Here is a 17,414-nt window from a genome sequence, read left to right as displayed (position 1 = left end):
CGGCCCATGGCCGATCTCGTCGTGCGGTCCCGGCGCGCCGTGACGCCCGCCGGGGAGCGACCGGCCGCGGTCGAGATCACCGCCGGTCGGATCGTGGCGGTGCACGAGCACGCCGCCCGGGTCGACGCGGCCGGCGACGTCGACCTCGGCGAGCTCGCGCTGCTGCCCGGCCTCGTCGACACGCACGTGCACGTCAACGAGCCCGGCCGTACGGAATGGGAAGGGTTCGCCCCCGCCACCCGGGCCGCGGCGGCCGGCGGCGTCACCGCCATCATCGACATGCCGCTCAACAGCATCCCGCCCACGGTGACGCTCGACGCCCTGCGGATCAAACGCGCGGCCGCCGAGCGGCAGTGCCACGTCGACGTCGGTTTCTGGGGCGGCGCCGTCCCCGGCAACGTTGCCGACCTGCCCGGCCTGCACGACGCCGGAGTGTTCGGATTCAAGGCGTTCCTCGCCGACTCCGGGGTGCCCGAGTTCCCGCCACTGGACCCGGACGGGCTCGCCGCGGCGCTCGCCGGGGTCGACGCCCGGTTCGTGCTGCACGCCGAGGACCCGCACCACCTGCACGCGGCCGCGTCGTCGGCGGCGTACGCGGACTTCCTCGCCTCCCGCCCGCCCGACGCCGAGCACGCCGCGGTCGCCACCGCGATCGCGGCCGCCCGCGCCGCCCGCGCGCGCGTACACATCCTGCACCTGTCCGCCGCGGACGCGCTGCCGCTGATTGCGGCCGCCCGCGCGGACGGGGTGCGGGTCACCGCGGAAACCTGCCCGCACTATCTGACGCTGGACGCGGCGGACATCCCGGCCGGTGCCACCGAGTTCAAGTGCTGCCCGCCGATCCGCGACGCGGGCAACGCCGACCGCCTGTGGGCCGCGCTCGCCAACGGTCTCATCTCCTGCGTCGTCAGCGACCACTCGCCGTGCACCCCGGAGTTGAAGCACCGCGACACGGGCGACTTCGCCGCGGCGTGGGGCGGCATCGCCTCCGTCCAGTTGGGCCTGCCGGTGGTGTGGACCGCGGCCCGGGCCCGGGGGCACAGCCTCGCCGAGGTCGTCGACTGGATGGCACGGCGCCCCGCCGACCTGGTCGGGCTCACCCGCAAGGGACGCCTGGCGGTCGGCGCCGACGCCGACCTGGTCGCCTTCGACCCCGACGCCACGTTCACCGTGGACCCGTTGCGGCTGCACCACCGCAACCCGGTCACCCCGTACGCGGGCCGGACCCTGTCGGGTGTGGTGCACACGACCTGGCTGCGCGGTCAGAGCGTGACCGGGGACGAACCCCGCGGCCGTCTGCTGCAAAGGGAGGATCCGTGAGCGACGATTTCACCGCGCTGCCCGATCTGGCATCGCGCACGCTGGGCGCCAGCATCGTGTACGCCAACGACGAGTTCTTCGCCGCCGCGGACCACCTGCTGGACCCGGCGCCCCCCGCGTTCGAGCCGCGCACGTTCGACCTGCGCGGCCAGGTGTACGACGGGTGGGAGACCCGTCGGCGCCGCACGGACGGCACCGACCACGTCATCGTCCGGCTCGGCGCCCCCGGCGTGGTGTACGGCGTGGACGTCGACACGACGTTCTTCGTCGGCAACTACCCGCCGCACGCCTCGATCGACGCGTGCGCGCTCGACGGCTACCCGGACGCGGACGAGCTCGCGGCGGCCGACTGGGTGTCGCTGGTGCCGATGTCGCCGTTGAAGGGCGACGGGCGCAACCTGTTCGTGGTGGACATGCCGTACCGGTTCACCCACGTGCGGCTGACCATCCACCCGGACGGCGGCGTCGCCCGGTTGCGCGTGCACGGCGAGGTGGTGGCCGACCCGCGGCTGCTGCCCGGTGTCTTCGACGTGGCCGCCGCCCTGCACGGCGGGCGCATCGCCGGGTGCAGCGACCGGTTCTTCGGGCACCCGGAGAGCATGCTCGCCCCCGGGCTGGCCGCGAGCATGGGCGACGGCTGGGAGACCGCGCGCCGCCGCGACGACGGCAACGACTGGGCGCTCGTCGAGCTCGCCGTGCCCGCGGTGATCGAGCTGGCCGAGCTCGACACGACCTGGTTCAAGGGCAACGCGCCCGGCCGGGCCGGCCTGCACGCGGTGGATGTGCGTTCCGGCTCGCTGGACGACGCGGCGGACTGGTTCGAGCTGCTGCCGCCGGTGCGGCTGATGCCGGACACCCCGCACCGGTTCCCGGTGACGGTCGTGCCCGCGGCCACCCACGTCCGGCTGGACATCTTCCCCGACGGCGGGATGGCCCGGCTGCGCCTTTTCGGCCGCCCCGACCCGGCGGGCGCCGACGCCCTGCAGGCCCGCTTCGACGAGACCACCCTGCCGCCACGCGAGTGACCGCGCGCCTATGGCGGGCAGACGCTACGGTCTGGCGCGTGGACATGATCGTCGGGCGGACCGTGACCCTCGTGCTGGTCGACCGGGCCGGCCATCCGCTGGGTGCGTTGCCGCCGCTCACGGTCCCCCTGCCGTATTGGCAGGAGGTGTCGGACGTGGTGGCCGGGGTCCGGGCCCGCGACGGCGTCGAGGTGCAGGTGCTGCGGCTGCTGCACGGCACCGGCGACGGCCCGGTCGGCGGCGAGGTCACGTACCTGGCGCAGCTGTGCGGGAACCCGCCCATCGCGCTCGGCCCGGCCGAGGCCGACCTCGCCCCGCACCCGCTGCGCACCGCGTACGCGCATCCCGGCGGGCCCGCCGACTCGACCCGCTGGGCGGTGTCGGCGCTCGCCGCGCTCGGCACCCCCGGCGCCGCGGCGTACCAGCAGCGCACCTGGAATCTGTCCGCGATCTGGCGGCTGGACGCCGGCGGCGCCCCGGTGGCCTGGCTCAAACAGGTACCCGGGTTCTTCGCGCACGAGCCGGCCGTGTTGCGCCTCGTCGGCGGCATCGCGCCCGGCCTCGTGCCGCCGCTGCTGGCGGCGGGCGCCCACGGGCGGATGCTGCTGGCCCACGTGCCCGGCGCCGACGGGTACGGGGCGGATGCCGACGTCTGCAACCAGATCGCGCAGGCGTTCCACCCGGTGCAGGCGCATTTCGCGGGACGGGTCGACGACCTGCTCGCCGCAGGACTGCCCGACCGGCGCCCGGCGGCCGAGCCGTTCGCCCGGGTCGCCGCGCCGTACCTGGACCGGATCGCCGGCCTGCGGGAGCTGATCGACGACCTGCCGCGGAGGCTGGACGCGGTGGCCCGGTGCGGGCTGCCGCCCACGCTGGTGCACGGCGACCTGCATCCCGGCAACGCCCGGATCGGCAGCGGGCGGCCGGTGCTCATGGACTGGGGCGACGCGACGGTCGGCCACCCGGCGTACGACATCCTGCGGCTCGCCGGCGGCCTGCCCGCGGGCGACGCCGAGCCGCTGCTGGGCGCGTGGGCGCTGCGCTGGCGGCGCGACGTGCCCGGGAGCGACCCGGCGCGGGCGGCGTCACTGATGCGGCCGGTCGCAGCGCTTCGCGCGGCCCAGGTGTACGCGGACTTCCTCGCCGCCATCGAGCCCGCCGAACGGCCGTACCACGACGCCGACGTCCCCGAACGGCTCACCGCGGCAGTCGCAGCCGTCGACGCGCACTGAGACCCGAGCAGCTCGGCAGTGGTCAGGATGCTGTGGCGAGGGCCTGCCGCTCCTGGTCGTCGGTGAAGCCGCGGCGCAGCGGGGGCGTGCCGCGCGCCCGGTCCCATGCGAGGGTGTCGGCCACGGTCTCGGCCAGCGGGGTCACCGGCATCCCGGCGGCCCGGGCCCGGCTCGCGCCGCGGTGCTGGCTGTGCCACATCGCTTCCGCCTTCACCAGCGGGAACGGCTTCGGGGCCGGCTCCGGCGCCACCGGTACGACCTCGACGCGTGTGCCGGCCGCCGCGGCGCACACGCCGATCAGGTCGCCGATGGTGGTGACCGGTCCGGCCGCGTTGTACGCCCCGGCCCGCCCGTCGGCGAGCAGCCGCACGACAAGGGTGCCCAGGTCGCGTACGTCCACGAGCTGGACGGGCTGCTCCGGCCGGGTGGGCAGGGCGACCCGGCCACCCCGGGCCGCGCGGCGCACCCAGTACGTGAGCCCGTCCTGGTTGTCGTGCGGGCCCGCCACCTTCACGGGCCGCACGATGGTCGCGCGGTCGCCGTACCGGGCGAGCACGTCGTCCTCGCACGCGACCTTGGCCGGCCCGTACGTGTCTTCGGTGAGCACGTCCGCGTCGCGCACCGGGGGGCGTCGCGGGGTGTTCTCGTCCGCGCCGGGCCCGACGCCGTCGCGGACGTAGACCGCGTGGCTGGAGACGAACAGGTACCGCCCGATCCGCCCGTCGAGCGCGTCCATCGCCGGGCCGACGTGCCGCGGCAGGTAACCGCTGACGTCCGCGACCGCGTCCCACTCACCGTCGCGCAATGCCGTGTAGTCGCCGGTGTCGCGGTCGCCCACGCGGCGCGGCACCGTCGGGAACAGGTCCGTCCCCGTACGGCCACGGGTGAACAGAGTGACGTCGGCGCCGGAGTCCAGCGCGGCGGCGACGATGCCCCGCCCCACGAACGAGGTCCCACCGAGAACGAGAATCCGCATCCGGCAAGTCTGCGGCACCCCACGCCGAGGCGGCCACGGTCAGCCGAACGGGAACACCTCGAACGACACCGCGTACCGGCAGCCGAGCCGGGAACCCACCGAACCGGCCATCTTCTCGAGGAACCCCGCCCACTCGTCCGCCGGCCAGTCCAGGCTGCGCAGATACTCCTCGTGGGCGTGCAACGACCGCACACCGGTCTCGAAGGTCGCCGTGACATCCACGGCGTGGGTCGACTGCGGCGAGTTCGCGGCCCAGACCTGCCGTACGCCCTTCCACGGCTCGTCACCGAGGTCGGGGAAGACCCACCGGTTGCCGGCGTCGCGGACCGCGTCCAGCACCGCGCGCCCGGTGGCGATGTGATCTGCCTGGTTGAGGATCACCCCGTTCCAGGTGTCGCGCAGGTTGTTGGTGATGACGATCTCGGGCCGGTGGCGGCGCACCGCGGCGGTCAGCACCCGGCGCAGCGCGACGCTGTACTCCAGTACGCCGTCGGGCTGGCCGAGGAATTCGACCGTGTCCACGCCCACGATGGCCGCCGAGGCGCGTTCCTCGGCCTCCCGTACCGTGCGGGACTTGTCCGGCTCCAGGCTGTCGATGCCGGCCTCGCCGCTGGTCACCAGGCTGTACGCGACGTGCTTGCCCTGCCCGGTCCAGCGCGCGATCGCGGCGGCGGCACCGAATTCGAGATCGTCCGGGTGCGCCACGATCGCCAGCGCGCGCTGCCAGTCCTCGGTGATCGGCTCCAGGCCGCCGGATTCCGGGGCTTGCGACATGCTGCCCTCCAGGTTCAGTCGGTGTGTGGCAGCCGATCCGCCGGAATGACGCCGAGGCGTCCCTGCTGGTAGTCCTCGAACGCCTGGATCAGCTCCGCGCGGGTGTTCATGACGAAAGGTCCATAGTGCACCACCGGCTCGCGGATCGGCCGCCCTCCCATGATGAACAGTTCCAGCGCGCCGGCGTCCGGGGCAGGGTCGGCGGTCACCCGGACGGCGTCGCCGGCCCCGTGCACCGCGAGCTGGCCGAGCTGCACCGGCTGCCGGTCGGGTCCGATCGTGCCGCGCCCCGCGAGGACGTACACAAGTGCGTTGTACTCCTGCTGCCAGGGCAGGTCGAGCTGCGCGCCCGGCTGCAGCGTGACGTGGGCGAGGTTGATCGGCGTGTGGGTGGAACCGGGCCCGGCATGTCCGGCGATCTCGCCCGCGATGATGCGGATCAGTGCGCCGCCGTCGGGCGTCGTGATCAACGCGGCCGCCTGCCCGCGGATGTCCTGGTAGCGGGGCGGGATCAGCTTGGCGGCGCGCGGCAGGTTCACCCACAGCTGCAGGCCGTGGAACAGGCCACCGCTGGTGACGAGATGCTCGGGCGGTGCCTCGATGTGGAGGATGCCCTGGCCGGCCGTCATCCACTGGGTGTCGCCGTTGGTGATCGTGCCGCCGCCGCCGTTCGAGTCCTGGTGGTCCATGATCCCGTCGATCATGTACGTGACTGTCTCGAAGCCCCGGTGCGGATGCCACGGGGTGCCCTTAGGTTCCCCCGCTTGGTACAACACTTCGCCCATCTGGTCCAGGTGGATGAACGGGTCCAACTCCGTCATCGGCACTCCGGCGAACGCACGCCGCACGGGGAAGCCCTCGCCCTCGAAGCCGCTGGGCGCGGTGGTGAGCCGGTGGACCGGTCGGAAGGTGGTGGCGGCGTCCAGGCTGGGCAGGCGGGGCAGGACCAGAACGTCGTCGACGGTGATGGCAGGCATCTCGAAGCCTCCTGACGTGGTCGGTTGAGTCTGCGTCCTTCAAACCTGAAATACCGGGGTCTTGTTCCGGCGGGACCTCCCGAGCGTCGTCGAGGGAGGCAGAAACACTCCCTCGAACGGAGGAGAGGATCTCGGCCGAGACGGGACTAAACAGGCAAACGAGTGGGTATCTGGAGCTATCAACAACGGCCCCGTAGGGACCTTCGGCACCTCAAGCCGAGGAGATCACATGACGCTCATCGTGGTTGCTGAGGACGAGGACGACATCCGAGCCCTAGTCGTTCGTATCCTACGTCGGGCAGGCCATGAGGTGATCGAGGCTGCTGACGGGGCGGCAGCATTACAGGACGTACGGGAACGCCACCCCGACGTACTAGTGAGCGACATCGACCTGCCGAGCATGTCCGGCCTTGAACTCTGCGACGCGATCCGCGCCGATGCGGCTACAGCCGACCTGCCCGTGATCTTCGTCAGCGGGAGCCTGGTGCCGGGTGACCACCGCGCAGCCGATGTACGAGCTACCTGGCTCTTGCCCAAGCCGTTCCTCCTGGGAGACCTTGTTGCCTGCCTGGACAGGGCGCTAACCGTCGGACACCACGATGGGCAGCCGCCAATGGCGTGCCCATAGGACCGGGGTTGTAACCTCTGGCGCCGTGGAGGGAGCAGTTTCCTACCATCTCTGGAGTGACGCGTGGCCGGTGGGCTCAGCGAATTGGACTTGCTGGGACTGGGGAGCCACCAAGTACGCTGCCAGGGTGACCGGAAATCGACCATTTCGATCACTGGATGATCGCATTGGCAACAAGGTCGTCGACACGGCTTTGCACGATGGTATGACCCCGTGGCTCGACGGCCCCCTGCGTAGCTGGCTGAATCACGCCTTCTTTCTCGATGGCAAGGTCGCAGAGACGGTTGCTCTGTGTCTTCGCTTTCCAGCCACGCGGACTCCAGACGTTTCGCTCTGGAATTGTGCGGCGGATGATCTGCTCAAGGTAGTTGATGCGACGGTGCAGCTTCACAGTGGCTCGCCTAGTGACGCTATTTTCACGACCTGCCTTGATCGACTTGAAGAGATTCTCGAACGCGGCAATTCCGTTTGGCGGGTTGACAGAGAGCCCCGATGCCTCGTGCGTCGGGTGGACGAGCCAGTTCAGGCGGCAATCGATCAATCGGTCTCGGCAGCGCCAGAGACGGCGGCCGATCACCTGGGGGTGGCGTGGGCTGCTGCATACGGAGTGAGCCCGGATCCGGACAAGGCCTTCAACGAGGCGATCAGGGCTGTCGAGGAGGTCGCCTGTCCTCTCATTGAGGAGCGCAAGGCTGACCGCGGTGGTGCTACATTAGGCACGGTAATGGGGGAACTGCGGAACAACTCGGCGCATAAATGGGAGTTGGCGCTGCCGAATAAGAACGCGGCGCCGCGTGATGTAGGGATAGTTGTTGAAATGATGGCCACACTTTGGGATGCTCAACGATCGCGCCATGGGGGCGGTTCAAACTCGCGCCGGCAAACGCTTGAAGAGGCTAAGGCTGCCGCACACCTTGCGGCATTGTTGGTTCATTGGCTCTCGACAGGCGTGCTCCGCCGAACACCATAACGCGAGCAGCTTGGCACTCACGGCTCTGCGTGCTTGGGTTGCGGCCTAATACTGCAACGGCACTCAGCGGGCGGAACGCATTGATGATCGGCTCGTTGAGCTGGTCGTGACGGTGGTTGATGTTGATCGATGGTCTGGCGAGCTGGACCGGTTGCATGCTCGGATCGGTGGGCGGTTCACGCGCTCAGAGCCGCGACGGCGGGCGCGGCAGTATCTGGCCGGGCTGGTGGCCGGGTTGTCCCGCACGAACGGTTGGACTCTGGCCGAGCAGGCCGGTGACGTCTCGCCGGACGGGATGCAGCGGTTGCTGCGGTGGGCCGACTGGGACATCGACGCGGTGCGTGACGATCTGCGGGACTACGTGATCGAGCACCTTGGCGCCCCGGACGGTGTGCTGATCATCGACGACACGGGCTTCTTGAAGAAGGGCGTGAAGTCGGCGGGCGTGGCCCGGCAGTACTCGGGAACTGCCGGCCGGATCGAGAACTGCCAGGTCGGGGTGTTTATGGCCTACCGATCAGCGAAAGGTCACGCGCTGATCGACCGGCAGTTGTATCTACCCACGGCGTGGACCGATGACCGCGACCGTTGCCGGGCGGCCGGTGTCCCGGATGAGGTGGGCTTCGCCACGAAGGTCGAGATGGCCCGCAGCATGCTGGCCCGGGCGTTCACCGCCGGTCTTCCGGCCGGCTGGGTGACGATGGACGAGGCTTACGGGCAGTCGAAATCGTTGCGGGTCTTCATGGAAGAGCACGACCAGGCGCATGTCGTCGCGACCCGCCGCAACGACGACGTGATCACGACCGGTATGGGCTCTGCCCGCGTCGACAAGCTGATCGCCGCGTTGCCGGGCCGGGCGTGGTCTCGGGTGTCTTGCGGACCGGGCGCTCACGGGCCACGCGAGTACTGGTGGGCGCGGATCCCGATCCGGGTGTTCTGGCGTCCGGGCAGAGGGCATTGGCTGCTCGCCCGGCGCAACATCAGCACGGGCGAGCTGGCCTACTACGTCTGCTACGGGCCAAGTAAGACCCGGCTGATGGACCTGGCCCGCATCGCCGGGACCCGTTGGGCGGTCGAGGAATGCTTTCAACAGGCCAAGAACGAGGCCGGCCTGGACGAGTACCAGGTCCGCGACTGGCGAGCCTGGTACGCCCACATCACCCTGTCCATGGCCGCACATGCCTGGCTCGTCGTCGCCAGAACCCTATCGTCAAAAGGGGAACCACCACCGGCCACGACGCGATGATCGGCTACACCGTACCCGAGATCAGACGCCTCATCGCCGCACTGATCGTCCGCTTCCACCAGCCCGAACACCACATCTGGCAGTGGTCACACTGGCGCCGCCGACGCCAATACCAAGCCCGCCTCAGCCACTACAAACGCCGCGGCTATCCACTCTGCTAAGTGCCGTTGCAGTACTAACCCCAGTTGGACGGGCCGCCCCGGACCCCAAGCACACACCTCATGGGCCGGGGCTCCTTGGCATTGGAGGCAGGCGATCAGCCGGGTCACCCGAGGCCGTCCGCGCTGTGTCCTGATGCGACGAGGCCCCACCCGGCATCGTGCCGAGCGGGGCCTCGTTCTGAGTTGGGCTAGTCGAGCAAGCCTTCCTTCACGCCCTGCACGAACGACGCGCGCTCGCTGGGGGTGAAGAACAGGATCGGGCCGTCGGGGTCCTTTGAGTCGCGTACGGCGAACCCGCCGTCTGCCAGGTCGGTGACTTCAACGCAGTTGCCCCCGCTGCCGTTGGAGCGCTTGCGCCACTCCACTGTGTTGCGGTCAAAGGTTTTGTGGTAGGTCTTCATCGCTTCATCTCCTCGGCCGCCCTTTCGATGAGTTGCTGGGATTGGAGTGGGCTGGCGGCCGTTGCAAGCACTGACTCCCAGGCTTCCCTGTATTCCTCTACCTCGGCGCGGTCGTCGATGTAGAGGCTCCTTGTGCGTAGGTCGACGCTCACCACGTCGCTGTCCTCGTCCTCGGCGAAACGCAGGATGATGAACCCGCCTTCCATGGCCCGGTGTGCGCCGGCCTCGTACGGGATGACCTGCACGATGACGTTGGCGCGCCGCGTTGCGTCTAGCAGGTGCACAAGTTGGCCGCGCATGACGTCCCGTCCGCCGACCTCGCGATGCATGATCCCCTCATCCAAGATTGCATGTAGGCGGGGTGCATCGTCACCTTGCAATATCTGCTGACGGTATGTGCGGGCCTCGACTCTTCGCCCCGCCTCTTCTTCATTCTGAGCATCGCCGACGGCGTCGACCAGTGCCCGCGCATATTCAGGGGTCTGCAGGAGGCCAGGCACGACCATGCCCTCGTACGTCTGCACCACGGAGGCCACCGCCTCGAAGCCGAGGTAGGTGGAGAACTGCCGGGACACGACGTCGTCGTACCGGTGCCACCAGTCCCGGCCACGTGACCCGCTGGCCAGCGCGAACAGGGCGTCGATGATCGCCTGTTCCTTGACGTCGTAGAACTGCATGAGCGTGCGCAGATCGGCCGGGTTGATCGGCACCAATCCGCGCTCCTGGCGGCTGCCCTTGCTCGTCGACCAGCCGGTGTGCGCCTTGAGATCTTCCAGCGTGAGGCCCTTGGCCTCCCGTAGCTGGCGCAGCTCGATGCCGAGCCGTCGCCGGTCGATCGATCCTCGTGCCCCAGGCATTGCATCCCGTCCCTTGCGTCTCGGCACAGTCTTGCAAACCCCCTCTGATCAGCGCGCACATGGTCTTGCATGAGTCATTGTCTCGTCTGGAGACATTGCACGACGGTGTTGCACAGCGTACGTTGTTGCTCAGAGGTTTGGCGCGGTTACCCCGCTCCTGCGTGCAGGTCCCCCTCGTGTCCTGTCTTCGACCGATCGAGGTGATTGCGATGCAGCACTACCCCCGTGCGCAGGCATGGTGGGAGCGCCTTGCATGGTGGCGTGCACGGCGGTGCGCCGTTTGCGGAATGCCATGGGCCTGCGACGAGGCCACAAAGGCCCGTATGCGCAAGCGTTCGCAGGTCGTGCGCAACGACCGCACTGGCGCCTGGGCGTCAGTGCAGACCCAGGCGTTCCCACAAGTTGGACGGGCTGGATGGCTCACTCCAGCGCAGCACCACCGCGCGGGAGGACCGCCGTGTTGATGTCGCGCACAGAGCATCAGGCGGCGCGGCCGTCGTGGGATTGCCGCGCTTGTGGACAGGCATGGCCATGTGCCAAAGCGAAGATCGAGCTGGCTGAGCAGTACCAACGCTTCCCGACGGGCCTCGCCATATACCTCGGCTCTTGCCTGATCGAGGCGATCGATGACTGGGCCGCAGGTGCGCACGGAGCCGCTCCGGATCTGTATGACCGCTTCTTGGGCTGGGCGAAGCGGACTACAGCGGAGCGAAGAGCAAGTTGCCTGACGCCATTGGTGACTGATTCATCTGGCTGAGATTGCCTCGCACAGACGAAGCCGAGGTTCTCAGCGATCCAGGTCCCACCGCGACGGTGCCGCCTCAACGGCGCGGCGGTTGCCGTCGCTCACGTCCAATAGCTGTAGGAGGAACCCATGTCCGTATCCACAGCAAGGGGCACCACCGACGGGCGTTCGTTGGTGTCGGAGGAGCTGTTCTCACGGCTGACTGCCCGTGTTGCATCCGATCACCGTGAGTTGGCGGCCGACATGCCCATCCGCATCGTCGATCAGGCCCTGGCCTTCCTGGGCGCGTGCGCTGTCAGCACCGAGCCGATCGGCCCGTCCGATCTGGTGGACATCGGCTGGCACACGTTCATCCTCTATACGCGCGAGTACGCGGAGTTCTGCGACCGGGTGGCGGGTCGCTTCATCCATCACCAGCCCGACGACGCGCCCGGCGACGGATGGCCAAACACGCCCGAGTCGGACGGGGTGCCGATCTCGTCCGCAGTGAAGGCGATCCGCGCGGCCGGATTCCGGCTCGACGCTGACCTGTGGAACGTCAGTGCTACCAGCGATTGCACCCAGTGCCACGCTGGTTGCCACGACAGCCCCGGACGGTGACGTTGAACCCGGCAGGTGGAGTACGGTCCCCTCGATAACACCGGAGGGATCTTGATGAACCGCTGCCGCTGGCTTGACCTTTCACTAGACATTCAGGACGCGGTGCGCGAGCACACGGGCGACCTGGAACGGGTTGAGCCGGTGGCGGCGGGTTCATTCGCCGATATGGCCGTCATCCTTCACACCGCCGGGCGGGCAGTGTTCTGCAAGGCGACTCGGGCCGACAACCCCCGCGCTTGGGTGCTCCGCAACGAAGCGCGTGTAAACGGGTTCTTGCCTCGCGCTGTGGTTCCGCGGCTGAGGTGGGAGGTCGAGACGGGTGACTGGCACCTACTTGGGTTCGACTTTGCCGACGGCCAACACGCTGACCTCACCCCGGGCTCCTCCGATCTGGCGAGGGTCGCGACGACACTTGAACACCTGTCAGCGCTGCTCACGCCATCACCCACCGATCGTGTCCAACCGGCAACGGTCCGATGGGCGGGGCGCGTGGCGCCCGAGCTGGTCGACGGGGGCACCCTTCTCCATACCGACGTGACCGCGCGGAACTTCATCGTTGGACAGCGGGTTTCAGTGGTGGACTGGTCGGCCCCGTGCCGGGGCGCGGCGTGGATCGACACAGCGCTGATGGTCGTCCGGTTGATCAGGGCTGGACATACGCCTGAGCAGGCCGAGAGGTGGGCAGCCTCGGTGCCGATGTGGCAGGCAGCCGACCCGGCCGCGTTGGACGCGTTCTCTGCAGCTATGGCGGAGCTCTACACCCAGAGATGTCAGGAGTCCCCATTGCCGCACCGTCGTGAGCTGAGCGCGGCGGCCCGCTGGTGGGCGGCCCATCGATCGCCAGCCTGACCAAGATCCGCCTGTGGCTAGACTCCCCACGCCCTGAACAGACATCGATCGGAGCAGAATGCGGCTCACCGAGGTACTCGACGTCATCGAAGGCGTGCTCAACGCGAGCGAGCACCCGGACATCGTGCAGGTTGACCGCTACGGCGACGCCACGGAGCCCTGGGGACCGAATGTGCAGACATCCACGAGCCGTTCTATCAGCGGCGTCAGGGTCCGCTATCAGTCTTCCGCCTCGGCGATGATTTTCGGTGCAGTGTGGCCCAGTGAGACGCCAATCCCGGTGCCCGACGAGATGCCGCCGCCTGTCCGTCGTGCTCCGCGTCTGGCTATTTTCGTTGTCCAGCTCCTAGACGTCGCCCGCCCGGCGGAGTTCCGATCCTGGCAGCTCGTTGCGCTGTCAGACCTCGGCCCGACCGACGCGCGGGGCAGTTCCCCGAGTGGCGTGAGCCTGGTCTGTGCAGACGGCACGAAGATGCTTCTTCGGGTCTCCGGCGCCAGCGTCTCGACGGGGGCCGATCCGGAGACCGAGCCGTTCCCGGACTACGTCATCCCAGACGCGGTCAAGTCATGGCAGCGGGGTCGCGTCTAGAAGCCGGCAATGATGGCAGCCCCCGTCTGATGCAGACAGGGGCTTCAGTGCGGTCATGTTGTCGCGGAGAGTGCGTCACGGAGGGTGCGTCGGGAGATCCCGAGCTGGGCGGCGGCTTGGACCTGCGTGATCTTCGGATCGTCCGCTTTGAGCGACTCGAAAAGCTTGCGGGTGTCGGCGGCGGGGCGCCCACGGCGGCGGGGTGGTGTGCCTGATGCGGTCTCCACGTCGTTTGTCGTCGCACCGGAGCTATCAAGCAGCGCAGCGGCCGATGGGCCTGTGGCGGCCACAAGCGGCAGGAGGCGCGCACCAGCGGGTACGGAGGGCAGTCTGTGTGCGACGGCGCGGGGTTGGACCGGTCGCGGCGATTGCTGTCCGGTGACGATGACGGCTGTGGTGGCGATCAGCATTAGGCCATCTACGGCGAGCGGGCCGAAGGTCTGGGTCACGACGTCCTCGCCGTAGTAGCCGAGCAGACCGGAGAGGTGCCGGTAGGACACGACGGCTGCGACGACGGCGACGGGCAGGAGCCCGAGTGCCCGAACGAAAACATAGCGCCAGCCGTGGGGCCAGGTGACGCGGGCGGCGATTTCGATGACGACGGCAAGGGCGACAGGCCAGAAGATCGAGAAGGCGACTGCGCCGGCCTTCGGCGACCAGCCGGCCGGGGCGCCGGTCGGGGGGATGTAGGAGTGCGCAACGTTTGCCGCGACAGATACGAGTGCGCCGAGCAGGGCGCCGAGCTGGGCGGAGTTGCGGCCGTCGCGGGGGAGTCTGGGTTTCACGGGGCACCTTTTACGTCAGTTCGTGCAACTGGGCGTGGGCGGTCGTGAGCTACTTCGGGCGGATCGCGGCGGCGATGCGAAAGGCGTCGAGCTTGCGCCAGGGTGACGCTGCGGCGTAGTCCAGGTCGGCGAGCGCTTCGGTCAGACGACGGGATGCGTGTGCGGAGCCGTCACGCGAACGGGTCGGCACGGTGACCTCTCGATCGCCAACTCTCAACCGACTCTCGGTGGTCAGGCTGCCAACGACGTTGACGGTGACCGTGGCGACTGGTGCTGAAGGCGCGGTGCTCTTGGCGGCCTGTTCGGGTGACGCAAGCAGGACCCGCGTTGTGGGCGCGGCGTGTACCTCGCCGAGGTCGGTTGGGATGCGCAGTCTGCGCCCGGCCTTGATGGGCTCGGCGGTCACGGTCGCCGGGTTGGACGCCTGGGTCTTCCGGGCGAACGTTGACGTTCCGTCGTCGGTGGAGACCAGGACGAGGGCGCCCTTGGTCAGGGCGCCTGCCGTCGTCGAGTCGGTCATGCGATCTCCATTTCTTCTCGGTTGCAGGGGCAGAGTGGGGCGCCGACCTCGTCGAGCCATTTGCGGGTGGTGCGGGCGCTGTATCCGCAGGCTGTACACAGGACTTTGATCATTCGCGTGGTCTGTGTCTTCTCGCCCTTGGCGGTGTTGGTGGGGTGCGCGAGCCGGGCATGTGGATAGGCGCCGAGCTGGGCAGCGATCTGCGCGAGGCGCGGCTTGAGGGCTTCGCCTGCGACGGTGGCGGTCATCTTCCCGGCGAGGCCGACGCCCTTGGCGATGCGGGCGAAGTTGCCCTTGTGGCCGCTCTTGCAGTCGTCGACGGCGTGTACGACCTCGTGGGTCAGGGTGGCGAGGACGGCTTCCGCGTCGTCGAGGACGGGCGAGATGAAGAGCTGGGCGACCTTGTCGGCGGAGGCGTGGGAGGCCCAGCACTGGCCGATGACGGTGTTCTTCTTGCCGCGGCCGCCGGGCCAGCCGACCGAGACCTTGACGGTAGGGACCGTGGCGCCGACCTCGTCGAATAGGGGAGTGAGCTTCTCGACGGCGGACAGGAGCCACGCCTCGCGGGTCTCATGTGTCTCGGGTGCGCTCCCGCCGGCTGCGGCTAGGTCGGCGTCAGTTGTGGTGGCAGCGTCGGCGGTCATGGCGTCCTCCGGGGATGTGGGGTGCGTGGACATGAGCATAGTTGCGCTAAATGTTTAGCGCAACTACTCTGACGCCCCAATGCTGGCGTGGGGACAATCAAGCGGGCGTCGGTTCGGGCGGGCGCCGCAGGGCGGCGCGGTGGCATGTGTCCGACGCGTGCCGGGGCGAGGTGGCAATCCGAAGAGGACGGCGCGTAGCAGCTCGTCGTGCTGCTCGTCCCGTTCGTCGCGCTCGTCGAAGTCGACGTGGTCGTAGTTCCGGCGGGTGATGAGGTCGCGTGTTCGGTGCGGCATGGCGCGGTTCCTTTCGCGAGGAGATGGCGGGCAAGTCGGCCAGCCGGGGTGGGGCTGCTCACCCCGACCCCGGCAGATGCGTCAGCCTTCACGCGCAAAGCATTTGACGCATCTTGCCCAGCGCGCGACTACGCGTGCGCTGCACCTTCAAACGTGAGTAACCGATCCGGTGTCCGATCTCGGCGTCGGGGACCGGGTTGTAGTCGGCGAAGCCGTAGGCGAGGCGGCAGATCATCCGCTCCTGGTCGTCAACGGCCCGGAAGGCGGCCTCGACGAGGATGCGGTCCTCTACATCGGTGATCTCGCGCGGCGTCACGATCTCCTGGAGCGCGGCGTCGGCGCCGCGGAGTTCCATCTCCAGGTCGAGGGATTCGTCGGCCTTGACCGCCGCGAGGACGTCGTAGAACGTCTCGGTCGTCATCTGGTGGGCGGGCGCTAGCCTGGCCGCTTCGGCAGCGTCTCCGTCGGCGGCCCTGAGAATGCCGAAGAACCGCCGCAGTGTGCGGGCTGGGACGGTGAAGCCCCCGCCTGCGGCCGAGATCGCCTCGCTGAGGGCGTCGTGTACGCGCATACGAACCAGGCCGGCGAGCCGTTCGGAGCGTGCCGTCTCGTGTTCTCGGATGGCCATCAGGAAGCCCAGGGTTGCTGCCTGACGGGCGTCGTCGAGTGGCATGGCGGGGACGTAGTGCGCGAGCGCGGAGCGCAGGGCGGGAACGTACGCGACGAAGAGGCGGATGGTCGCCTCCTCGTCGTCAGTCTGGGCGGCCTTGATGGTGGCGGCCTCCTCGGTGGCGTCCGCGATGGGTTCGGCGGCTGCATTCCAAAGGTGGGCGAAGCTGGACATACGGTGTGCTCCAAGGGGTGCAAGGGGTCCGGCCGGTGTCACCGACCCATGCGGACGTGTGTTGGATTTCCCTGCTCAGGAGGTCTGAGGGGGACCAACCAGTGCGTCAGTCATTTAGCGCAACGACTCGAAGAGGTGCTGATCATCCGGCCGGGGGCCCATATCAGCCGAACAGCCATTCGGAGGGGGCTGTTCGTATGATCACAAGCGTCTGATGTGGACAGATGGCATTAAGGCAGACGGCCCCCAGGTGGTCATCCCGGGGGCCGTCGGCGGGTAGGGGTGCCGTTAGGCAGCGACCATCTCGGCGAGATCGGCGATGGTAAGGAACGGCTTGTCCCATGCCTCCGCCCAGATCAACTCTGGACGGTCCTCCGCGCCTGGAAGTACGACGACGTAGTCTGCGGCTCGCAGAGCGGCGAGGTCACCGCCCACGGCGTCGATCAGGGTGTCGAGCGAGGTGGGCGAGTGGATGGCAGTGTCCGAGAAGGTGGCAAGGAATCCCAGGTCACGTAAGGCGTCGCGAACGTGGGCGTGACGATCCTGCCCTGTGGTGACGGTGTCGTCGTCAGGGACGGCGACGAAGACGCGCCGTGCACCTACCATCAAAGAGCCTCCCCCGTCCATGGTTCGACAGCACGCGCCAGCTCGCGACGGACGCCCCGCATCGCGACGGTCGCAGCGCGAAGAACCGATCGTGATCTTACTACCGCGCGCCGACATTCGAGGCGTCCAGAATCGAGTGCGATGTCGGAGGTCGGGTCCGACTTCTGATGCTTCATCCGCACGGTCACGTCCTCCCTCGGCCGGGCAGCGGGGGCCGCTGTCCATTGTGCATCGACCGCCAACGGAATAAGCGTCTCCAGCGCGGTGACCTCGGCGCGCAGCTCGCCGAGCAGGCTGGTGATTTCAGATTCATCACGGTCGCGCTTACGTTCTAGAACGAAAGACATTCGGGCGGGGCTCCTTTTCGTCGG

General features: G+C 68.7%; 20 protein-coding genes. 9 read left to right on the top strand and 11 right to left on the bottom strand.

Translation table 11 applies throughout. The features are described 5' to 3' along the window. The first annotated feature begins 6 nt into the window (after positions 1-6). From allB to ACMCNK_RS11125, 3 genes are read left to right on the top strand one after another with little or no spacing between them, the layout of a single operon-like run. Entirely contained in the window at positions 7-1,320 is a 1,314-nt protein-coding gene (gene allB / locus ACMCNK_RS11135) for an allantoinase AllB (RefSeq protein WP_412736315.1), read from the top strand. Further along, positions 1,317-2,345 (top strand): allantoicase, encoded by a 1,029-nt coding sequence (alc, locus tag ACMCNK_RS11130; protein WP_412736314.1) that lies wholly within the window; start codon positions 1,317-1,319, stop codon positions 2,343-2,345. Before allB ends, alc begins: the two co-directional genes overlap by 4 nt. 44 nt (positions 2,346-2,389) lie before the next feature. Beyond that, entirely contained in the window at positions 2,390-3,577 is a 1,188-nt protein-coding gene (locus tag ACMCNK_RS11125; protein WP_412740819.1) for a phosphotransferase family protein, read from the top strand. A gap of 22 nt (positions 3,578-3,599) precedes the next feature. Here ACMCNK_RS11125 and ACMCNK_RS11120 read toward each other — a convergent pair whose 3' ends face one another. Genes ACMCNK_RS11120 through ACMCNK_RS11110 form a run of 3 tightly spaced genes read right to left on the bottom strand, consistent with a single transcriptional unit; the run spans position 3,600 to position 6,304 of the window. Then, positions 3,600-4,553, bottom strand: coding sequence for an NAD-dependent epimerase/dehydratase family protein (locus tag ACMCNK_RS11120; RefSeq protein WP_412736313.1), 954 nt, complete (start codon positions 4,551-4,553; stop codon positions 3,600-3,602). Positions 4,554-4,592: 39 nt separating this feature from the next. Further along, positions 4,593-5,327, bottom strand: a complete 735-nt coding sequence (locus ACMCNK_RS11115) for a PIG-L deacetylase family protein (protein ID WP_412736312.1) — start codon at positions 5,325-5,327, stop codon at positions 4,593-4,595. Between the two features lie 14 nt (positions 5,328-5,341). Continuing rightward, complete coding sequence (locus ACMCNK_RS11110) at positions 5,342-6,304, bottom strand: pirin family protein (protein ID WP_412736311.1); 963 nt, start codon at positions 6,302-6,304, stop codon at positions 5,342-5,344. 229 nt (positions 6,305-6,533) lie between these two features. Between ACMCNK_RS11110 and ACMCNK_RS11105 the strand changes: the two genes are divergently transcribed. The 3 genes from ACMCNK_RS11105 (at position 6,534) to ACMCNK_RS11095 (ending at position 9,148) form a co-directional block, all read left to right on the top strand. Beyond that, positions 6,534-6,932 (top strand): response regulator, encoded by a 399-nt coding sequence (locus ACMCNK_RS11105; RefSeq protein ID WP_412736310.1) that lies wholly within the window; start codon positions 6,534-6,536, stop codon positions 6,930-6,932. Between the two features lie 127 nt (positions 6,933-7,059). Next, positions 7,060-7,902 (top strand): hypothetical protein, encoded by an 843-nt coding sequence (locus ACMCNK_RS11100; protein ID WP_412736309.1) that lies wholly within the window; start codon positions 7,060-7,062, stop codon positions 7,900-7,902. A 112-nt stretch (positions 7,903-8,014) separates the two neighbouring features. Next, positions 8,015-9,148 carry an IS701 family transposase gene (locus tag ACMCNK_RS11095; RefSeq protein WP_412740818.1) on the top strand — a complete coding sequence of 378 codons (1,134 nt, stop codon included), beginning with the start codon at positions 8,015-8,017 and terminating at the stop codon, positions 9,146-9,148. Between the two features lie 349 nt (positions 9,149-9,497). On the opposite strand, the gene ACMCNK_RS11090 is transcribed toward ACMCNK_RS11095, so the two are convergent. Both ACMCNK_RS11090 and ACMCNK_RS11085 read right to left on the bottom strand, forming a co-directional pair. After that, a complete protein-coding gene (locus ACMCNK_RS11090; RefSeq protein WP_412736308.1) occupies positions 9,498-9,710 on the bottom strand; it encodes a DUF397 domain-containing protein in 213 nt (70 codons plus the stop codon). Continuing rightward, positions 9,707-10,567: a helix-turn-helix domain-containing protein gene (locus tag ACMCNK_RS11085; RefSeq protein ID WP_412736307.1), complete on the bottom strand. Its 861-nt coding sequence runs from the start codon at positions 10,565-10,567 to the stop codon at positions 9,707-9,709. Before ACMCNK_RS11085 ends, ACMCNK_RS11090 begins: the two co-directional genes overlap by 4 nt. Before the next feature lie 874 nt (positions 10,568-11,441). Here ACMCNK_RS11085 and ACMCNK_RS11080 point away from each other — a divergent pair. From ACMCNK_RS11080 to ACMCNK_RS11070, 3 genes are read left to right on the top strand one after another with little or no spacing between them, the layout of a single operon-like run. Then, positions 11,442-11,912: a glycine-rich domain-containing protein gene (locus tag ACMCNK_RS11080; RefSeq protein WP_412736306.1), complete on the top strand. Its 471-nt coding sequence runs from the start codon at positions 11,442-11,444 to the stop codon at positions 11,910-11,912. 54 nt (positions 11,913-11,966) lie between these two features. Next, entirely contained in the window at positions 11,967-12,761 is a 795-nt protein-coding gene (locus ACMCNK_RS11075; RefSeq protein WP_412736305.1) for a hypothetical protein, read from the top strand. Between the two features lie 58 nt (positions 12,762-12,819). Further along, complete coding sequence (locus ACMCNK_RS11070) at positions 12,820-13,350, top strand: hypothetical protein (protein ID WP_412736304.1); 531 nt, start codon at positions 12,820-12,822, stop codon at positions 13,348-13,350. 53 nt (positions 13,351-13,403) lie between these two features. On the opposite strand, the gene ACMCNK_RS11065 is transcribed toward ACMCNK_RS11070, so the two are convergent. The 6 genes from ACMCNK_RS11065 to ACMCNK_RS11040 all read right to left on the bottom strand — a co-directional run bounded on the left by ACMCNK_RS11065 (position 13,404) and on the right by ACMCNK_RS11040 (position 17,390). Then, entirely contained in the window at positions 13,404-14,135 is a 732-nt protein-coding gene (locus tag ACMCNK_RS11065; protein WP_412736303.1) for a hypothetical protein, read from the bottom strand. A gap of 49 nt (positions 14,136-14,184) precedes the next feature. Then, positions 14,185-14,655 carry a hypothetical protein gene (locus tag ACMCNK_RS11060; RefSeq protein WP_412736302.1) on the bottom strand — a complete coding sequence of 157 codons (471 nt, stop codon included), beginning with the start codon at positions 14,653-14,655 and terminating at the stop codon, positions 14,185-14,187. After that, positions 14,652-15,299 (bottom strand): transcription elongation protein SprT, encoded by a 648-nt coding sequence (locus tag ACMCNK_RS11055; RefSeq protein WP_412736301.1) that lies wholly within the window; start codon positions 15,297-15,299, stop codon positions 14,652-14,654. The genes ACMCNK_RS11060 and ACMCNK_RS11055 overlap by 4 nt, the downstream gene beginning before the upstream one ends. Before the next feature lie 382 nt (positions 15,300-15,681). Continuing rightward, positions 15,682-16,437: a hypothetical protein gene (locus ACMCNK_RS11050; RefSeq protein ID WP_412736300.1), complete on the bottom strand. Its 756-nt coding sequence runs from the start codon at positions 16,435-16,437 to the stop codon at positions 15,682-15,684. Positions 16,438-16,725: 288 nt separating this feature from the next. After that, complete coding sequence (locus tag ACMCNK_RS11045) at positions 16,726-17,043, bottom strand: hypothetical protein (RefSeq protein WP_412736299.1); 318 nt, start codon at positions 17,041-17,043, stop codon at positions 16,726-16,728. Next, a complete protein-coding gene (locus ACMCNK_RS11040) occupies positions 17,043-17,390 on the bottom strand; it encodes a hypothetical protein (protein WP_412736298.1) in 348 nt (115 codons plus the stop codon). The genes ACMCNK_RS11045 and ACMCNK_RS11040 overlap by 1 nt, the downstream gene beginning before the upstream one ends. Positions 17,391-17,414 lie beyond the last annotated feature (24 nt).

It is taken from the genome of Krasilnikovia sp. MM14-A1259, assembly GCF_047159535.1.
GTDB lineage: Bacteria > Actinomycetota > Actinomycetes > Mycobacteriales > Micromonosporaceae > Actinoplanes.
The sequence above is the reverse complement of the archived record's forward strand: the minus strand, read 5'-3'. Positions and strand labels throughout refer to the sequence as shown.